The organism is Euzebya pacifica (assembly GCF_003344865.1).
Lineage (GTDB): Bacteria > Actinomycetota > Nitriliruptoria > Euzebyales > Euzebyaceae > Euzebya > Euzebya pacifica.
Genome location: NZ_CP031165.1, coordinates 137,809 through 156,089 on the forward strand (window position 1 = coordinate 137,809; position 18,281 = coordinate 156,089).

15 protein-coding genes are annotated in these 18,281 nt (G+C 70.6%); 10 read left to right on the plus strand and 5 right to left on the minus strand.

Annotated elements, in window-relative coordinates:
* Nucleotides 1-83 precede the first annotated feature (83 nt).
* From ctaD to DVS28_RS00630, 3 genes are all read left to right on the plus strand, one after another.
* A complete protein-coding gene (ctaD, locus tag DVS28_RS00620; protein WP_114589727.1) occupies nucleotides 84-2,045 on the plus strand; it encodes a cytochrome c oxidase subunit I in 1,962 nt (653 codons plus the stop codon).
* Nucleotides 2,042-2,746: a helix-turn-helix transcriptional regulator gene (locus DVS28_RS00625; RefSeq protein ID WP_114589728.1), complete on the plus strand. Its 705-nt coding sequence runs from the start codon at nucleotides 2,042-2,044 to the stop codon at nucleotides 2,744-2,746. The genes ctaD and DVS28_RS00625 overlap by 4 nt, the downstream gene beginning before the upstream one ends.
* A gap of 105 nt (nucleotides 2,747-2,851) precedes the next feature.
* Complete coding sequence (locus DVS28_RS00630; RefSeq protein ID WP_114589729.1) at nucleotides 2,852-3,859, plus strand: aldo/keto reductase; 1,008 nt, start codon at nucleotides 2,852-2,854, stop codon at nucleotides 3,857-3,859.
* A 6-nt stretch (nucleotides 3,860-3,865) separates the two neighbouring features.
* Here DVS28_RS00630 and DVS28_RS00635 read toward each other — a convergent pair whose 3' ends face one another.
* The 3 genes from DVS28_RS00635 to DVS28_RS00645 all read right to left on the minus strand — a co-directional run bounded on the left by DVS28_RS00635 (nucleotide 3,866) and on the right by DVS28_RS00645 (nucleotide 6,273).
* Entirely contained in the window at nucleotides 3,866-4,300 is a 435-nt protein-coding gene (locus tag DVS28_RS00635; protein ID WP_114589730.1) for a GreA/GreB family elongation factor, read from the minus strand.
* Nucleotides 4,301-4,382: 82 nt separating this feature from the next.
* Nucleotides 4,383-5,522 (minus strand): helix-turn-helix domain-containing protein, encoded by a 1,140-nt coding sequence (locus DVS28_RS00640; RefSeq protein ID WP_164709741.1) that lies wholly within the window; start codon nucleotides 5,520-5,522, stop codon nucleotides 4,383-4,385.
* 25 nt (nucleotides 5,523-5,547) lie between these two features.
* Entirely contained in the window at nucleotides 5,548-6,273 is a 726-nt protein-coding gene (locus DVS28_RS00645; protein WP_216826308.1) for a DsbA family oxidoreductase, read from the minus strand.
* A gap of 126 nt (nucleotides 6,274-6,399) precedes the next feature.
* Here DVS28_RS00645 and DVS28_RS00650 point away from each other — a divergent pair, with 126 nt between their 5' ends.
* Nucleotides 6,400-7,944 carry a cache domain-containing protein gene (locus DVS28_RS00650; protein WP_164709742.1) on the plus strand — a complete coding sequence of 515 codons (1,545 nt, stop codon included), beginning with the start codon at nucleotides 6,400-6,402 and terminating at the stop codon, nucleotides 7,942-7,944.
* 2 nt (nucleotides 7,945-7,946) lie between these two features.
* Here the strand turns inward: DVS28_RS00650 and DVS28_RS00655 are convergent, their stop codons facing one another.
* Nucleotides 7,947-8,375 carry an OsmC family peroxiredoxin gene (locus DVS28_RS00655; RefSeq protein WP_114589733.1) on the minus strand — a complete coding sequence of 143 codons (429 nt, stop codon included), beginning with the start codon at nucleotides 8,373-8,375 and terminating at the stop codon, nucleotides 7,947-7,949.
* A gap of 248 nt (nucleotides 8,376-8,623) precedes the next feature.
* Between DVS28_RS00655 and DVS28_RS00660 the strand changes: the two genes are divergently transcribed.
* The 6 genes from DVS28_RS00660 to DVS28_RS00685 all read left to right on the plus strand — a co-directional run bounded on the left by DVS28_RS00660 (nucleotide 8,624) and on the right by DVS28_RS00685 (nucleotide 16,362).
* A complete protein-coding gene (locus DVS28_RS00660) occupies nucleotides 8,624-9,097 on the plus strand; it encodes a hypothetical protein (protein ID WP_114589734.1) in 474 nt (157 codons plus the stop codon).
* Between the two features lie 206 nt (nucleotides 9,098-9,303).
* Nucleotides 9,304-10,134, plus strand: a complete 831-nt coding sequence (locus tag DVS28_RS00665; protein ID WP_114593914.1) for a peptidoglycan-binding protein — start codon at nucleotides 9,304-9,306, stop codon at nucleotides 10,132-10,134.
* A 22-nt stretch (nucleotides 10,135-10,156) separates the two neighbouring features.
* Nucleotides 10,157-12,859, plus strand: a complete 2,703-nt coding sequence (locus tag DVS28_RS00670; protein WP_114589735.1) for a zinc metalloprotease — start codon at nucleotides 10,157-10,159, stop codon at nucleotides 12,857-12,859.
* 64 nt (nucleotides 12,860-12,923) lie between these two features.
* On the plus strand, nucleotides 12,924-14,060 hold the full coding sequence (locus DVS28_RS00675; RefSeq protein ID WP_114589736.1) for a glycosyltransferase: 1,137 nt from the start codon (nucleotides 12,924-12,926) through the stop codon (nucleotides 14,058-14,060).
* Nucleotides 14,057-14,893: a Stf0 family sulfotransferase gene (locus DVS28_RS00680; RefSeq protein ID WP_114589737.1), complete on the plus strand. Its 837-nt coding sequence runs from the start codon at nucleotides 14,057-14,059 to the stop codon at nucleotides 14,891-14,893. Before DVS28_RS00675 ends, DVS28_RS00680 begins: the two co-directional genes overlap by 4 nt.
* Nucleotides 14,890-16,362, plus strand: coding sequence for an FAD-dependent oxidoreductase (locus DVS28_RS00685; RefSeq protein ID WP_114589738.1), 1,473 nt, complete (start codon nucleotides 14,890-14,892; stop codon nucleotides 16,360-16,362). Before DVS28_RS00680 ends, DVS28_RS00685 begins: the two co-directional genes overlap by 4 nt.
* Before the next feature lie 200 nt (nucleotides 16,363-16,562).
* On the opposite strand, the gene DVS28_RS00690 is transcribed toward DVS28_RS00685, so the two are convergent.
* Nucleotides 16,563-18,098 (minus strand): SulP family inorganic anion transporter, encoded by a 1,536-nt coding sequence (locus DVS28_RS00690; protein WP_216826309.1) that lies wholly within the window; start codon nucleotides 18,096-18,098, stop codon nucleotides 16,563-16,565.
* Between the last annotated feature and the right edge of the window lie 183 nt (nucleotides 18,099-18,281).

Sequence of the window (18,281 nt, forward strand, 5' to 3'; positions counted from 1 at the left end):
TCGTCTTGCGCGGCCGACCCCACGGTGCTTTATTCATGGCCCATGCCATTTAATTGGCGGATGACCATCAAAAGGAGTGCTTCGTGACGGTTGTCGACGATCGACGGGCGTCCCGTACCCGACGCAGCGTCTTCGCCCGCCCGACGGCGACGACCGGGTGGCGGTCGTGGGTCACCACCGTGGACCACAAGCGGATCGGGATCATGTACGGCGTCGCCTCGTTGGCGTTCTTCGCGGTCGGCGGGCTGGAGGCGCTGCTCATCCGCGTTCAGCTGGCCGGTCCGAACGGCAGCCTGGTGACGGCTGACCAGTACAACCAGATCTTCACGATGCACGGGCTGACCATGGTGTTCTTCGTGGTCATGCCGCTGGGTGCGGCGTTCATGAACTTCCTGCTGCCCCTGCAGATCGGTGCACGGGACGTGGCGTTCCCGCGGCTCAACGCCCTCAGCTGGTGGGTCTTCCTGGCCTCAGGCATCTTCGTCTACAGCGCCGTCCTGTTCGATGGGCTGCCCAACGGGTCGTGGGTCGGCTACTCGCCGCTCGCGGGCACCGTCGGCCCGGATCCTGCCGGCCTGACCTTCGGCGCTGACAGCGCGGCCATCCACCAGTCACGGATGCTCTTCTATTCACTCGGGCTGCAGATCGCCGGTGTCGCGTCGCTGGCCTCCGCGGTCAACTTCATCACGACCACGCTGAACATGCGGGCGCCGGGCATGACGTTGATGCGGATGCCGACGTTCGCGTGGATGACGTTCGTGACCGCAGCCATGCTGCTGTTCGCCATGCCCATCCTGGGCATCGCCCTGTGGCAGATGATGTTCCAGGTGCGTTGGGCCGCACCGTTCTACGACCCGACCAACGGTGGCGACCCGGTGCTGTGGCAGCACATGTTCTGGCTGTTCGGGCATCCCGAGGTCTACATCATGATCCTGCCCGCCTTCGGGATCGTGTCGGAGATCCTGCCGGTCTTCAGCCGCAAGCCCCTGTTCGGCTACTCCGCCGTGGTGTTCTCCGGCATCGCGATCGCGTTCATGGGGTGGGGCGTGTGGGCGCACCACATGTTCGCCACCGGCCTCGGCCCGGTGGCCGATGCGGCGTTCGGCATCAGCTCGATGGTCATCGCCGTGCCGACGGGCATCAAGATCTTCAACTGGATGGGCACGATGTGGGGCGGCCAGATCCGCTTCACCACGCCCATGCTGTTCTCCATCGGCCTCGTGTCGATGTTCACCATCGGCGGCCTGTCGGGCGTCACCCACGCGCTCGTGCCGAGCGACACCCAGCAGCACGACACCTACTACATCGTGGCGCACTTCCACTACGTGTTGTTCGGAGGCGCGCTGTTCGCCCTGTTCGGCGCCATCTACTACTGGGCGCCCAAGGCGTTCGGCCGGATGTTCGACGAACGCATCGGCAAGGTGCACTTCGTCCTGATGCTCATCGGGTTCAACCTGACGTTCGGGCCGATGCACCTCCTCGGGCTCAACGGCATGCCCCGGCGGTACTACACCTACGCCGACGGCATGGGATGGAACACCTGGAACCTGGTGTCCAGCAGCGGGGCGTTCGTGATCGCCCTGTCCTTCCTCGTCTTCCTGTACGGCTGCTGGCGCCTGCGGCGCAGCGAGCAGGACCTGCCACCCGACCCGTGGGACGCCCGGACCATCGAATGGTTGACCCCGTGTCCCGCCCCTGCCCACAACTTCGACACGATCCCGTTCGTCAGTGAGCGCGACGAGGTCTGGTACCGCAAGCACCGTGACGGTGGCCTGGAGCCACCCGATCCCGTCGACCCGTCGACGATCCACATGCCCTCGCCCTCGTGGTTCCCGCTGGTGCTGTCCCTCGGCCTGCCCGTGGCGGCCTACGGGGTGTTCACCGAAGGGGCGGCGCAGGTGGCGCTGTTCGTCGTCGGAGGGATGCTGGTCACGGGCGGCATGCTCGGCTGGGCGGTCGAGCCCAGCTCGGAACCCAGCGCGGAGCCCGATCCGGCCGGCCGCTCGACCGACGATCCGGGCCCCCGGGCGGGGGAGCGCTCGTGACGGCCCCTCCCGACGTGGCGGTCGACGCCCCGACCCGCGATCATGCAGACGCACGGATGAGTGACGCGACGAAGGTGCACCGGGCGATGGGCGACGACAGTCGCAGCCACATCGTCGACGTGCTGCGTGCCACCCCGGACCCGATGGGTATCCGCGACATCGCTGATGCGGTCGGCCTCCACGTCTCCACGGTCCGTGGCCACCTCGACGTGCTGCAGGACGCGGGCCTGGTCACCTCCGAGCAGGTCGTCACCGATGCCCGGGGTCGACCACCGCTGGCCTGGACGGCGACGGCCGCGGCGACCACGTCCGCCGACGGCGGGTACCGGCTGCTTGCGGAGATCCTCCTCAGCCAGCTCGTGGATCGGCCGGCTTCGCCGCTGGAGTCGGGCCGTCGTTGGGGTGCCCACCTGATCGAGGCACCGCGGCCGGGCACCGTGGTGTCCGACGACGAGGCCGTCCAACGAGTGCTGGCCCTCCTGGATCAACTGGGGTTCGCCCCGTCCCTCGATGACGACACCGTGCTGCTTCGCCGCTGCCCGTTCGCCGACCTCGCACGGGGCCACGAGGACCTGATCTGCCAGACCCACCTCGGCATCGTGCGAGGGGCCCTCGACGCCCTCGGGTCCACCACGCGTGCGGAGGCCATGGCGCCGTTCGTCGAGCCCAGCCTCTGCACGGTCCGGCTGTCGACCAGCTGAGTCACCAGGGGTCCCCACGACCTCGTCCATGTCGACGCCCCTCGGCGTCGATACCCCGTCTCGGTGATCACCGAGGCATCGACCCCTCCGAAAGGTGCCCCAGGCATGCGCATGCGTCAGCTCACTCCCGACATCGAGGTCAGCGAGATCGGCTTCGGCAACTGGACCGTCACCACCGGCTGGTGGGGCGACTACTCCCGACAGGAGGCCGTGGCGCTGCATCGCGCAGCCTTCGATGCGGGCGTGACGTTCTTCGACACGGCCAGCGTCTACCGCGACGGCTACGGGGAGGAGGTCCTGGCCGAGGCGCTCGGTGAGGTCCGGGAGCAGATCGTCATCGGTACCAAGTTCGGCTACGACCTCGACGTCGACACCGGATCACGCGGTCAGCAGGAGCGCCCCCACCGCACGGACGTCGTCAGCGTGGCCGCGGCGCTCGACGACTCGTTGCGCCGGTTCGGGACCGACGTCATCGACGTCTGGCAGCTGCACAACCCGCGCATGGCCCACCTCGTCGACGACGAGCTGTTCGCGTTCCTGCAGCAGGTGAAGGAGGAAGGGAAGGTGCGTGCCACCGCCATCGCGCTCGGCCCGCGGATCGGTTGGCGCGACGAGGGACTGCACGCGATGCACACGCGGGACCTCGACGTCGTCCACATGATCCACAACATGCTCGAGCAGGACCCGGGGCGCGACCTTGTCGCCGCGGCCCGCGAGACCGACACGGGCCTGATCGTCCGGGTCCCCCACAGCTCGGGGCTGCTCGAGGGGCACCTGCACGCGGACACGGTCTTCCCGGCCAACGACCATCGCCGTCACCGGCCGCGGAGCTGGTTGCTGGAGGGCGTGCAGAAGGTCGAGCGGCTGCGGTTCCTCGAGCGGTCCGACCGCACGCTGGGGCAGGCGGCGCTGCGCTGGGTGCTGGACCACGACGTGGCGGCCACGGCGCTTCCCAACATCTACAACGTCGACCAGCTGCAGGAGTTCGTCGGCGCGTCGGATGCCGCGGAGCTGACCGACGAGGAACACCGGATGGTCGCCGAGCTGTACGCCGACGGCTTCGGCGTCGTCCCGGAGGCGGACCAGGAGACCCGCCTCCGAGACGTCAGCTGACGGGGATCAGCTGAGCCGGCGACGATCGAGGATCGTCAGCTCGTACGGTCCGGCGGGGGCGTCGACGAGGACGCGCTCGCCGGGGCGGTGGCCCAGGAGCGCTCGGGCGAGGGGCGAGTCGACGGAGATGTGGTCCGCCCCCTGCCGGGCCTCCAGCGGGTGCACGATGCGGACGGTCTCCTCCGCGCCGACGGCGTCCTGCACGACGACCTCGTCGCCGAGCTCGACGATGGTGGGGTCCTCCTGGACCTCCTCGACCGCCACGGACTGGCGCAGGGCGTCCTCCATGGCGGTGATCTCGGCCAGGAAGCGCTGGCGTTCGGCGCTGCCCTCGTCCGTGCCTGCTGCGGCTCGACGCGCGCTGGCAAGGCGCTCCTGCAGCCCGGCCCGACCGGCGGTGGTCAGTACGACTGGCGTGGTGGACAACATCACCTTCGACACGGCATCCGTCCTTCCTGTCTCGACGCGAACTCAACCGTGAAGCATAGCTTCATGCAACGGCGCTGGCATGAAGCAATCAGGGTCAGCGGGTGATCGTCCAGACGACGGTCGCCGGATGGTCCGCGGGGTTGGCCCAGCCGTCGATGACCGCGGCGTCCAGCACGATGGCGTCGCCGGCCTGCAGGGTCTCGGTGGCCTTGCCGATCTCGAGGTCCAGCATCCCGTCGCGCAGCACCACCGTTTCGGTGCCCTTGCCGGGGAACAGGGGGCCTCGTCCCCTCGCCCGTGGGTCGACCCTGACCTCCCATGCGGTGCTGCCGGGGCTGGCGACCAACCGGCGGCCGGTGACCCCCGTGGCCAGGGGCGTTGCCTCCTCCCCGGTCCTGCGGCCGATGTGGTACCCGTCTGTTGCGTCCTCGTCGGGACCGACCGGCACACCGAGTGCTTCCCACAGGCGCAGCACGGTTTCGCCCGACACCCCACGCACCCCGCGTTCGGCCTGTGACAGCGCCGACGGGCTGATGCCGATCCTCCGCGCGAGCTCCGCCTGGCCGACGCCGCGGCCGGTCCGGAGCTGGCGGATGGTCTCGCCCAGGCGGGTGCCGTTGCTCGCGCCGGATGTCATGTCGACGAGGACGCCGTCGTGCAGGGTCGCCTCGAGGGTCCGTCCGACCACGTGGGCTGGTCGTCCTGCGGCCTTCTCGACGGTCACGAGCAGGCGCTCCTCGGTCCCGTCGACGGTGGCGACGACCTGGGTCACGTCGCGCAGCCGACGGAGGAATCGCTCGTCGTGGCCGCTGCGGCGGAGGATCCACAGCGCGATGCTGCGACGGCGGTACAGCCGGGGACAGCCGACCAGGAAGAGGTCCAGCGCCGTCTGGCTGCCCCAGGTCGAGGCGACGCCGGTCAACGTGTCCACGATCACCCGTGCGTCGGTACCCACCAGCTCGTCGGCCCGGTCGAAGGCGGCTCGCGCCTCCTCCGCGGGAGTGGTTGCGTCGGTCCACGCGAGTACCGCCCGCGCCGCGTCGGGTTCGTGCCGGCCGGACGTGTCGACGATCACGAGCTGCTCGCGATCCGATGCCCGGACGCAGGCGTCGACGAACCAGTCGATCGGCGTGCCGTCGCCGACCAGCAGCACCAGGTTGTCGCCGATGGCGATGCCGTCGAGCAGCTCGTCGAAGGCGGGGACGCCGCTGGTCAGCAGGGGAGGGGCAGCCATCGGGCGACGTGTGTGGTGGCGGGGGTCAGCTGGCGACCGCGCAGCCATCGACCCCGCAGGTGTCGCCCGCGTGCTCGTGGTCGGCGTGACTCGCGGCCGAGGCGGTGTCCTCGGTACGCGCGGCCCAGGCCTGCTCCAGCGCCTGCAGCAGCACCTCCGTAGGCTGTGCACCCGAGACGCCCATCCGGCGGTCGAGTACGAAGAAGGGCACACCGGAGATGCCGTACTCCACGGCCTGGTCCTCGTCGGCTCGGACGGCGTCGGCGAAGTCGTCGGTGGCGAGCATGGTCCGAACCTCCTCGGCATCCATGCCGGCGTCGGCGGCCAGGCGAACCAGCACGTCGTGGTCGCCCACCTCCTCGCCCTCGGAGTGGTAGGCGTCGAGGAAGCGGTCCTTCACCTCGTGCTGCAGCCCGCGCTCGGCGGCGAGGTGCAGCACCCGGTGGGCGTCGAAGGTGTTGCCCGGCTTCACGATGTCGAAGCGGAAGTCCAAGCCCTCCGCTGCGCCCTGGTCGACCATGCGATCGATCATCGCCTGGGCCCGGTCGGTCGTGGTGCGGTACTTGGTCGCCAGCATGGCTGCGTAGTCGCCGTCCCGGCTGGCCGGCGCATGCCGGTCCAGCTCGAAGCTGCGCCACCGCACCGTGACCTCGTCGGCGTGCCCGAAGGCGGCGAGCGCACGTTCGAACCGCACCTTGCCGATCGCGCACCACGGGCACACGACATCCGACCAGATCTCCACGTCCATCATGCGGCCCATCATGACGTGCCGTGCAACGCGGTGGTGCGCCCGCGGCTCCGCTGGGGGGGCTCAGGTGGGGGCCGGAACAGCCGATGGATGAGGGCGTCATTCCGCCCCTCCGAGACCGGAGCGTCCGTGCTCAACCGTGCCACCATCTCGACCCGGCTCGCTGCCCTCACCGCTGTTGCGCTTGCCGGCCTGCTCGTCGTCGTCACCTTCGGGCTGCTCGGCACCCGCGGCGACATGCTGGAGGCCCGTCGCGTCAAGACGCAGGAGCACACCGAGCTGGCGTTGTCACTGATCACCCACTTCCATGCCCTCGAGGCGTCCGGGACGATGACCCGCGAGTCAGCGCAGCAGGCGGCCGCGGACGCCGTCCGTGACCTGCGATACGACGGCACCGAGTACTTCTGGATCAACGACACCACCCCGACGGTGGTCATGCACCCCATCAAGGCCGAGCTCGAGGGGCAGGACGTCTCGATGCTGGAGGATGCCGACGGGACGCGCTTGTTCGTGGAGTTCGTCGACGTCGTCGAGGCGGACGGGGCCGGCTTCGTGGACTACCTGTGGCCCAAGCCCGGCGAGGAGGACGCGCAGCCCAAGGTCAGCTACGTGACCGCCTTCGAGCCCTGGGACTGGGTTGTCGGGACCGGCATCTACATCGATGACATCGACACGCAGTTCTGGGCGAAGGTGCGCTCCTTCAGCCTTCCGGGGTTGTTCATCATGGCCGTGGTCGGTGGCCTGAGCCGGTGGATCGGCCGTCGGCTGGCCCGCGACATCGCCCGACAGGCCAAGGAAGTCCACGAGGCCTCCGAGGAGCTGTCGGCCTCGAGTGTCCAGGTCGACGGCGCGTCGGCGGAGACAACCCTCAAGGCGCGTCGGGTCGGGGCATCCGCGGATGACGTCCACGGTCACCTCGCCACGGTGGCCACCGGTGTGGAACAGCTCAACGCCTCGGTCGCCGAGATCGGCCGGGCAGTCACGAGCGCATCCCGGGTCGCCGACGGCGCCGTCGCGGAGACCACGGCCACGCGTGACGCGATCGACCGGCTCGGCGCGAACTCCGTGGAGATCGGGAAGGTCGTGGAGGTCATCGGCGCCATCGCCGACCAGACGAACCTGCTGGCGCTGAACGCCACCATCGAGTCGGCTCGTGCCGGCGTGGCGGGCAGGGGGTTCGCGGTCGTGGCCAGCGAGGTCAAGGACCTGGCCCGTGAGACGGCCAACGCGACCCAGCAGGTGGCCGCCCAGATCGGGGCGATCCAGGACGACACCGAGGAGGCCGTTCGGGCGATCGGCCGCATCGCCGAGGTCATCACGCAGGTGGCGGAGACCCAGCAGACGATCGCTGCCGCAGTCGAGGAACAGCAGGTGACGACCGCGGAGATCTCCCGCAGCGTGAGCACGGTTGCCCACCGTTCCTCGGCGATCGCCGACGACGTCAACGCCACGGCCCGCACCGCCGAGCACACCGCGGACGTGGCGGCGGGAGTCCGACTCACTGCCCAGCGTCTGCTGACCGTTGCTGATGGGCTGAACCAGCTGGTGGGGCTGGGCGACGCGGACGTCGACGCCTCACGCGGACCGGACGACGAGCCGCACGACACCAATCCGGTCGAGGAGGACTCCACGTCGGTGGATCCGAGGTCCACCGACGTGCTCAGCAGCGTCTGACGTCAGGACAGGGCGGCGTCGAGGGTGATCTCGGCGTTGCCGTTGAACAGCTGGGACACCGGGCAGCCGTTCTTCGCGGCCTGCGCGGCGGCCTCGAACGCTTCCGCGTCCATCCCGTCGACCCGGGCGCGCACGGTGGGCGCGACGGTGGTGATCCTCACCGTGGTGGTGTCCAGCGTGACGGTGGCGCGGGTCTCGATGTTCTGCGGTGTGCCGCCGGCCTTGTCGATTTCGTTGGACAGCGCCATGGAGAAACAGGAGCTGTGCGCGGCGGCGAGCATCTCCTCGGGGCTGGTCTTGCCGTCGGGCGACTCGGCCCGGGCCGGCCAGGACACGTCGAAGGTGCCGATGCCGGAGGAGGCGAACTCGGTCCGCCCCTTCCCCTTGGCAAGTGCGCCTTCCCATTCGGTGCGTGCGGTGCGGTCGGTCATCGGTGATCGATCCTTTCGGGGGCTGGTCTGTCAGAGGAGCTGGTCTGTCAGATGAACTGGCCCTTCGGGTGCGTGCACCGGGTTTGCTACCCGCACCCCGTGACCTGACACGCGAGGCGTCGTGCGCAGGGCCACGCACGATGCACATCGTTGCACAGCAGCCTGCTGGTTCGTCTCGGCTCGGAAGGGGAAACGTGCGGTGGCGAGTCCGCTTCGAGGACTCACCGACCGAAACGGGAGGGACCCCCATGAGCAGCTACGACAACCCCCGCGCTCCGCGCTCCGACGTCGACGACCCACCGAGGGTCGAGCGGCTGGACGACCCCAGGGGTCCCTACGACCCCGACCCGCTGGTCGACCCAGTCGGCCACGTCGACCCGGCCGATCCGGTGGCCCGTGCCCACGACTCGAAAGCGGCCCGCACGGTGCCGATCCCGCGGACCGACGTGGGTGATCGACCGGTCCACGCCGGGGACCGCCCGGACATCGACCACCGGGAGACCCCCGAGGTCGTCAAGGACCTGCGCGAACCCGACAACCGGGCGAAGCTGCTGCTCCTGATCGCTGGGCTGAGTGCCCTGACCTTCATCCTGGTGCTCGTGAACACCATCACCCTGCAGAGCCAGGGTGGCGACGAGCCGATCCTCGTGGACGGCGTCCCCTGCCTCGTCGACGAGGCTGCCGGGGAAGGCGAGGAGGCCGTCCTCTACTGTCAGCGCTGACGCGACTGGCGTCGCACCGACGCACGAACGACGACGGAGGGCAGCCCCCAGGGCTGCCCTCGGTCATGTCTGTGACGGTTCGCAGGATTCACTAGTTAGCACCGTCCGGTCAGCGGGTATCCGGTCCGCTGCGCTCGTCGATCGACGGGCGCGTGACGAACGGGGTCGCGTTCCCCGTCGGGATGTCCGAACACGAGGAGCACAACATGCATGACCGCCTGCCCGCACAGGGCGCCCGCCTCTCCCGCGCCGAGCTGGACGCCGAGATGGCCCAGCCGTTGCCGCACAAGGAGGTGCTGTCCCTGCTGAACCTCAACGTCGACCTGGACCTGATGCTGGACCTGGCCGCACCGATCGACCTGGCCGTGGCGGCCAACGCCAACGTGGCGGCCCCGATCGACGCCGCGGTGGCGGCCGACGTCCTGACGGTCGACTCGATCTCGCAGTCGATGGGCACCCAGAACGCCACGATCGAGCAGACCATCTCCGGTGAGGCTCTGGCCGAGGCGCCCCAGTCCGCCGTGGTCGACCAGACCGGTGGCGGGACGAGCGGTGGGACCGACGGCGGCATGGTCGCCCCGCGCAGCTTCGATGTCGTGCAGCCTGCGACCGGCGACGTGACCGACCCGGTCGGCGGCGCGGTCGGCGACGTGACCGACCCCGTCGGCGATGCGACCGGCGATGTGACCGGTGCCGCTGACGACCTGACCGACGTCGTGGGCGAGGCCGCCCAGGACCTCGGCGGTGCCGTGACCGACGCCGTTGGACAGCTCGACACCAGCAACCTGCTGCAGGACGGGCTGCTGAACGTCGACGTGAACGCCAACCTCGACGCCGCCCTTGCTGCGCCGGTGGCCGGCGCCATCGCGGCCAACGCCAACGTCGCGGCTCCGATCACCGCGGCGGTCTCCGCCAACATCGGTGCCGTGGCATCCGAGGCGACCGCCGTCACCGACCAGACGGCCGTCATCACCCAGAACCTGGACGACGTCGTGGCCGAGGCTGTTGCCGACCAGGACGCCGAGGTCATCCAGTAGCTCCGGCTCCCCTGCGCATCCGATGACCACCACCGCCACCCCCCGGCCGCCCGAGCGCGCGTCGGGGGTCGACCTCCTCGGCCCCATGCAGGGGTCGGGGTACGTCCGCCCGCCCATGCTCGTCCGTCGACTCGACGGCCAGACCGTCCAGCTCAGCCCGCTGCTGTACGAGGTGCTGTCCGCCATCGACGGTCAGCGCAGCTGGGACGAGGTGGCGGCGGTGGTGGCCGAACGCGTTGTCCGGCCGGTCACGGCGGACGACGTGGAGTACCTCGCGCAGGAGAAGCTGTCCCCGGCTGGCCTGCTGGTCCGTCCCGACGGATCGCAGCCGGCACCCCGCCGCAGCAACCCGCTGCTCGGCCTGCGCTGGCGGTTGGTGGTCAGCAACCCGCGGGTGACCCGGTGGCTGGTCCGCCCGTTCGCGTGGCTCTTCGCGTGGTGGGCGGTCATTCCGGTGCTCGTCGCGTTCGGCGTCGCGATCTGGTGGACCATGGTCGAACGGGGCCTCGGCGTGGCGATGGACGAGGTCCTCCAGCGCCCCGAGATGTTGCTGCTGGTCGTGGCGAGCACCGTTGCCTCCGCGGCGTTCCACGAGCTCGGGCACGCCGCAGCCTGCCGCTACGGCGGTGCCACTCCCGGTGCGATGGGGGCAGCCCTGTACCTGGTCTGGCCGGTCTTCTGGACCGACGTGACCGACTCCTACCGGCTGGATCGACGAGGACGACTGCGGGTCGACCTCGGCGGGCTGTACTTCAACGTCCTCTTCGCCCTCGGCGCGGTCGGGCTCTGGGCCGTGACCCGCCAGGACGCCCTCCTCGTCCTCCTCCCGGTCCAGCTGCTGCAGATGCTGCGCCAGCTGATCCCCCTCGTCCGGTTCGACGGATACCACATCCTCGCTGACCTGACCGGGGTACCCGACCTGTTCGCCCGCATCAAGCCGATCCTCCTCGGCGTGGTCGGCCGGGGCGACGGATCGCAGCAGGCGCTCCGCCCCTGGGTCCGGGCGGTCGTCACGGGCTGGGTGCTGGTCGTCGTGCCGTCGCTCCTCGCCCTGCTCGTCCTTGCCGTCATCGGGCTCCCGTCGGTGCTGTCCTCCGCGGGGGAGAGCATCGCGTTCCACGTGACACAGCTGCGGGCCAACCTGGACGCCGGAGACGCCGTCCGTGTCAGCCTCGGCGTCGTCGCGATCCTGACCGTCGGACTCGTCCCCCTCGGCATGGTCTACCTGCTCGGTCGCGTGTCGACCCGGAGCGCCACCGCCCTGTGGGGTGCCACCGAGGGCCGGCCTGCCGCACGGGGGCTGGCCAGCGTCGCAGTCCTCGGCCTGCTCCTCGCGACGACGACCAGCTGGATGCCGGCACCCCAGCCGGCCGGCCCGATGCTGGCGTCCTCCCTGCCGCTCCCGCGAGCCGCCGAGCCCACACCGGCGACCATCGACCCCGACCGCTGGACGGTCGCGGTCGAACCGGCAGCCACCGAACGTGTGGCGGCCCCCGGACGTCCGTTGGCGGACTCCACCGCGCGCTGGCTCGTGCTGTCGGGCGAGCGTCTGGCGTCCCTCCGCGGCAACCGAGCCACGAGCGCGCAGCCGACGGCCGCCGTGGTCGTGGCCCCGGTCGACGACTGGCCGTTCCCGTTCGACCCGCCGGCAGATGCCCGACCGGGCGACAACGTCGTGCTCGCCGTCAACACCGTCGACGGGTCCTCCATCACCGACTTCGTCGCCCAGCTGTCGTGGCTGGCCGACGAGCCCGTGGTCGACGAACGCAACGTGGCCTACGCCGCGGCCAGCTGCGTCGACTGCAGCAGCCGAGCGGTCGCCTTCCAGGTGATCGTGGCGACCGGCCGCGTCGACGTGGCCGTCCCCAACAACCAGGCGGTGGCGGTCAACCACATCTGTGTCGGCTGCACCACCGAGGCGCTGGCGGTCCAGATGATGGTGACGCTGGAGGAGATGCCGTCGGTGGCGACCATGGAGGCCGTCGAAGCGCTGTGGGCCCAGGTCGACGCCCTGCAGTCCACCGTCGAGTCGGCCGCGATCGAGGTCGTGCACGGCGAGCTCGTGCGCATCCAGGACGAGATCCTGACCACCCTCGGTGTCGAGCTGCCCACGGCCGACGCCGACGGCCCGGAGGAGCTCGCCGGCCCGACCTACGCCGAACGGCGCGGCGACGGCACGCTCGAACCCGCCCCGATCGGTCGCCGGACCGCGGCGGCCACGACCAGCTCCGCCGGACCGGTGGAGCGGCGAGGCGCCGAAGCCGCCATCGACACCGACAGCCTGGACCAGCTCGAGACGCCCGACCCGTCGGACGTCGTCGACCCCGCTGATCTGGCCGATGCCGCTGATGTGACCGATGCCGCTGACGTCGTCGGGCGTGCCGGTTCCGCTGGTCGGAGCGACACCGTTGATGCCGGTGGGGTCGTGGAGGAGGACGTCGTGGAGGAGGACGTTGTCGACCAGGACGTTGTCGAGGAGGACGTTGTCGACCAGGACGTCGTCGACGGGGACGTCGTCGACCAAGGTGCCGTCGAGACCCCGGAACCTGTACGAGACGCCGCGGACGACCCCGCCGATGACACCGTCGACGCACCCGCCAGCGATGAGGAACCGGCCACGATCCCGCCCGCCGCGGACCCGCCGCCGGTGGCGCCGATCGGGCGCCAGGGCCTCGTCGTGACCGCGGACTCGCCGTCGAGCTCCGGCGAGCGAGTGGCGATGTGACCTCGCACCTCGCTGCGCCGGAAGGGGTGTGAGCAGCCCCGGAACAGGGGTATCGCTTGGGCCCATGCAGCCGCTCGTCGTCGCCTCCGTTCCCGCCCGCCACGTCTACACCCGACACCTGGCGCACCCGGCGGTACCCGTGGCCCGGGTGGCGACTCCGGCGGCGACGTATCGCGCCACGCAGATGATCTCGGCGGAATGGGTGCAGGTCCACGCCGAGGGCATCGACGTCGCACACGTCCACTTCGGATTCGGTGACGTCACCGACCGGGACTGGCGGGAGTGGCGGGCAGCCCTCGCCGCCCATCGCATCCCGCTCGTGTACACCGTCCACGACCTCGACAACCCGCACGTCGACGCACAGGACCGCCATCACCGACAGGTCGCCTTCCTGTGCCGTACCGCCGACGAGGTCATCACCCTGACCGCCGCCGCCGCGGACCGCGTCCGACAACGAACCGGCCGTCGCGCCACCGTGATCCCCCACCCCCACGTCGTCGACCTGGCCACCATCGCGGCCACCGACCGACCGCGACGCGAGACCTTCACCGTGGCCATCCACGGCAAGGACCAGCGGGCCGGCATCGACGCCCGTCCGTTCGCCGAGGCCGTCCTCGACGTCATGGCCGACCGTCCCGACGTGCACCTCCGGCTGGACGTGGCGCCGGAGCTGGTCGACCGCGCCCCGGAGGAGTACCGCCACCTGGCCGCCGCAGCCGCCCACCCTCGGGTCGCGTTCCACCGCACGGGCTGGCTGGACGACCACGAGCTATGGCGGTACCTGGCCGACGTCGACCTGGTCGTCCTTCCCTACCGGCTGGGCACCCACTCGGGATGGGCGGAAGCGTGCGTCGACCTCGGCACCCCCGTCGCCGCCCCGGCCCACATGCCGATCGTCGACCAACACCAGGCGCCGAGGATCCTGCCCCTGACGATCGACGCGTCGGGTCGGCCCGCCCCCGATGCCCTGGCCGGCATCATCGACCGCCTGCGCCACGGCAGCCGACCCGTACCGATCTCGCCACGCTGGCGTGACGTCCAGCGGCTCGACATCGCCCGCGCCCACGAGGCGGTCTACCGGCGGGCCATCGAACGGCTCGCCGAGCACGCCGACCCGTCAGCCGACGAGGAGCCCCTCGGACGCGTCATCGACCTCACCGGGGTCGACGTGTCCGAGCCGACCACCGCGGCAGTCCCGTGATCCGCCACGTCGAGACCCGACGGTCGGGGTCCACGCGGCCCGCGCGCTCCCTGCTGCTGTGCGGAGTGCAACGGGTCGGCACGACCATGCTGTGTGACCTGCTGACCACGAGCGATCGCCTGGGCTACCCCAAGGAGTTCTTCCTGCCGCAGGCCCGGCCCGCGTTCCTCCGCGCGTGGAACTTCCCCGACACCGTGGCCAACTCGACCTTCCTGCATCGGATCCTGCACGACGGCACCACCCGCAACGGGGTCTTCGCCGCCAAGATCATGGCGGACCAGCTCGACGAGGTCGACCGGGTCACCGACGGCGCCGGCCTGCGAGCATTCCCCGACCCACTCGCCGTCGTGCTGACCCGCGACGACAAGGTCGCTGCCGCCGTCTCACAGTGGCGGGCCGAGGTGACCGGTGAGTGGTCCAGCCGCGCCGAACGGGCCGCCCACCCCATCGACCCGGCGGCGGCCGACATCGACCGGATCAGCGAGCTGCACGACCGCAAGCACGAGGAGGAGTCGGCCTGGCGACGGCGGCTGTCGCTGGACGAGATCCCGTGGATCGAAGCGGCCTACGAACGCTGGTCCCCCCGGCCGTTGCGGCTGATCGGCGACATCGCCGACCGCCTGGACGTCGACCTCGTCGGCGCCTCGGCCACCACGGCCCTTCGACCCCAGCGCGACCACGCGAGCGCCCTCGTGCTGGATCGCTGGGAGCAGTCGACCACCGGGTGCCGACGGTGTGCGGACGCCCGACAGCGCCTGCAGCGCAGCCCCGGCCCTCGCCCCCACCGGTCCACCGGCCCACGCCCACCCGCAGTGAGGACACGTCAGCGATGAGCAGCCACGAACCCGTCTGGACCCCCCACCCCGCACCCTCGGTCCCCGACCGCCTGCCCGACCGCGTCCAGGTCGTCGTCATCGGTGCCGGGATCGCCGGGCTGTCGACCGCGGTCCAGCTGGGGCGGGCCGGTGTGGAGACCCTGCTGGCCACCGCCGAGGTGGTCGGGGGCGGCGTGACCGGCCGCTCCAACAGCAAGGTCACGGCGCTGCACCAGATGATCTACGCCGACCTGGTCGACCGCCACGGGATCGAGACGGCGCGGGCCTACGTCGAGGCCAACACCGACGCGCTCGGCTGGTTGCGTGACCTGGCCGGGGACGTGTGGCAGCCGCGTGACGCGGTCACCGTCGCCCGCGACGTCGACGAACGCGAGCAGCTCGGACAGGAGATCGACGCCGCGCAGCGAGCCGGTCTGGACGTCCTCGACAGTGCCTCGGACGACTGGCCCGACCCCCACCGCGGCATGCGCCTGTCGGGTCAGGGACAGGTCGACCCCGTGGCGCTGGCCCTTCGCATGCGCGACCGGCTGGGGGAGACGGTGACCGTCGCCGAACACACCAGGGCCACCGGCCTGCACCCCGCACCGGGCGGTCGCATCGTCCGCTTCGGCGACCGCTCGGTCCGCGCGGCGCACGTGGTCGTCGCCACCGGCATGCCCGTGTTCGACCGTGGCGGCTACTTCGCGCTGTGCGAACCCGAGTCCAGCTACCTCGTCGCCATGCGGCACCCGGGGGAGGGCGGCGACATGATGATCACCGTCGGCGACCCCAAGGTGTCGATCCGCTGGGTGGAGGGGGCGACCCCCGACGATCGCCTGGTCCTGGTCGGCGGCCAGCCCCACCGCACCGGCGCGGGTGGCCTGACCAGCCAGCGCTACACCGCCCTCGAGGCGTGGGCCCGCGACAACCTCGACGGGGTCGGTGAGGTCGTGGCTCGCTGGAGTGCCATGGACTACATGTCCCCGGACCGCCTGCCGTTCGCCGGCCCGCTGAACCGGGTGGGCGACGGCAGCTTCGTCATCACCGGCATGTCCAAGTGGGGGTTCACGCTCGGGGCAGCCTGCGCCGCCACGGTGTCCCGGGCGATCCTTGGGGAGGAACCCACCACGTTCGACCGCGCCGTCCACCCGCGTCGGCTTCCCGACCTGTCCGGCGTGAAGTCCGTCGTGCAGTCAAACGCCCAGGTCGGCACGCACATGACCGGCGGGTGGGCGGGTGCGGTCCTCAAGCGCCTCCCCGACGAGCTGGCCGAGGGCGACGGCGTCGTCGGCCGCAAGGGCATCGACGTCGTCGCGTCCTGCCGGGTCGACGGCGAACGCCACGACAACCGGGCCGTCTGCCCCCACCTGGGTGGCATCGTCACATGGAACGACGGCGACCGCACCTGGGACTGCCCGCTGCATGGCAGCCGGTTCGACCACGACGGAGCCGTGCGCCACGGCCCCGCCAACCGCCCCCTCGGCTGAGGGGGCGCCTCGGCCCCCAACCCATCACCCCCCAACCGACGGATTCGCCTCGCGATTCGGGCTCAGATCGAGCTCGCGAGGCGATCCCGTCGCACCGGGTCCACGGATGCGGAGGTTTTACGACGGGCCCGAGGCGATTCCGTCGCGATGCGAGGCGATTCCGTCGCGGAGGCACCCTCGGCTGAGGGGGCGCAGGCCGGTCAGTGGCCGGCGGAGACCACGTCGGTGGTGCGGGAGTGCAGGCGCTCGGCGTGCTCGTTGAGCCCGACCACGTCGGCGAAGATGCCGCGTTCGGCGAACTTGGCCACGACGGTGTCGAGGGCGACGACCGCGGACGTGTCCCAGACGCGGGCCTCCGACAGGTCGATCTCGACCTGTGAGACCTTGACGGCGTCGTAGTCGAAGGCGTGGATCAGCTCGTTGGTCGAGGCGAAGAACAGCTCGCCGCTGACGGCGTACAGCCGCTCGTGGCCGTCGGGGTCGACGACGCTGGTGACGTTGACGACGTGCACGACCTTGCGGACGAAGAAGACCGCGGACAGCACGACACCGGCGCCGACGCCGTAGGCCAGGTTGTGGGTCAGCACCACGATGCCGACGGTGACCGCCATCACGGCGGTCTCGGCCCGCGGCATGTGCTGCAGGGCGCGCGGCTTGATGCTGTTCCAGTCGAACGTGCCGATCGCCACCATGATCATCACCGCGACGAGCGCAGCCATCGGGATCGCGGCGACGAGGTCACCGAGGACGAGGATGAGGATCAGCAGGAAGACACCGGAGGCCAGCGTCGACAGGCGGGTCCGGCCGCCGGAACGGTGGTTGATCATCGACTGGCCGATCATGGCGCAGCCGGCCATGCCGCCGAGGAACCCGGTGATGACGTTGGCGATGCCCTGTCCGCGCGACTCCATGTTCTTGTTGGAGTTCGTGTCGGTCATGTCGTCCAGCAGCTGGGCGGTCAGCAGGGACTCGAGCAGGCCGACCAGCGCCAGGGTGATGGAGAACGGCAGGATGATGCGGAGGGTCTCCAGCGTGAACGGCACGTCGGGCAGCGCCAGGCCGGGGAGCGTGTCGGGCAGCGCACCCATGTCGCCGACGGTCGGCAGGTCGATGCCGGCACCGATGGCCAAGCCGGACAGCGCGACGATCGCGACCAGCGGCGCGGGGACGGCCTTCGTGATGCGGGGCAGGCCGTAGATGATGACCAGGCCACCGGCGATGAACGCCAGGTTCATCGGCAGCATGGAGGCGGCGTCGGCCTCACCGGTCAGCAGGATGTGGGGAACCTGCGCCAGGAAGATGAGGATCGCCAGCGCGTTGACGAACCCGGTCATCACCGTACGGGGGATGAACCGCATCAACGAGCCGACGCCGAGGACGCCGAGGCCGATCTGCAGGACACCGGCCAGGACGGTGGCGGCGAAGAGGTAGCCCACGCCGTAGTCGGCGACGAGCGGGACGACGACGAGGGCCATCGCGCCGGTGGCGGCGGAGATCATGCCGCGACGTCCACCGGTCATGGCGATGACGATGGCGATGGAGAAGGAGGCGTACAGACCGACCTTCGGGTCCACGCCGGCGATGATCGAGAACGAGATCGCCTCGGGGATCAGCGCCAGGGCGACGACCAGGCCGGACAGCAGGTCGGCCCTCGGGTTGCTCCGGATCGCGTCGCGCAGCTCGGCCACGACGGACCGGCGCACGCGCGCAGGGGAGATGGAGGGGAGGGAGGTCACAGCGAAAAGCCTTCGGTGGCGGGGTGTGGTGTGCGCACCTCGGCCAGCCGTGTCGTCGTTGACGACGGCGATGCGTGGAACTCAAGAACTAGACGGCGTACGCGCCTGTACTCGATCGGCGCGCGAGCAGGATGACTGAGTGTATGGCCTGAAGTGACGCTGTGGTCCAGGCAGCCCGTCCAT

What these genes read in the sequence shown, in the direction of transcription:
- DVS28_RS00640 (WP_164709741.1), bottom strand. Translation starts at nt 5,522, where the DNA reads ATGGCTGCCCCTCCCCTGCTGACCAGCGGCGTCCCCGCCTTCGACGAG.
- DVS28_RS00675 (WP_114589736.1), top strand. Translation starts at nt 12,924, where the DNA reads ATGCAGCCGCTCGTCGTCGCCTCCGTTCCCGCCCGCCACGTCTACACC.
- DVS28_RS00645 (WP_216826308.1), bottom strand. Translation starts at nt 6,273, where the DNA reads ATGATGGACGTGGAGATCTGGTCGGATGTCGTGTGCCCGTGGTGCGCG.
- DVS28_RS00630 (WP_114589729.1), top strand. Translation starts at nt 2,852, where the DNA reads ATGCGCATGCGTCAGCTCACTCCCGACATCGAGGTCAGCGAGATCGGC.
- DVS28_RS00655 (WP_114589733.1), bottom strand. Translation starts at nt 8,375, where the DNA reads ATGACCGACCGCACCGCACGCACCGAATGGGAAGGCGCACTTGCCAAG.
- DVS28_RS00665 (WP_114593914.1), top strand. Translation starts at nt 9,304, where the DNA reads ATGCATGACCGCCTGCCCGCACAGGGCGCCCGCCTCTCCCGCGCCGAG.
- DVS28_RS00660 (WP_114589734.1), top strand. Translation starts at nt 8,624, where the DNA reads ATGAGCAGCTACGACAACCCCCGCGCTCCGCGCTCCGACGTCGACGAC.
- DVS28_RS00685 (WP_114589738.1), top strand. Translation starts at nt 14,890, where the DNA reads ATGAGCAGCCACGAACCCGTCTGGACCCCCCACCCCGCACCCTCGGTC.
- DVS28_RS00670 (WP_114589735.1), top strand. Translation starts at nt 10,157, where the DNA reads ATGACCACCACCGCCACCCCCCGGCCGCCCGAGCGCGCGTCGGGGGTC.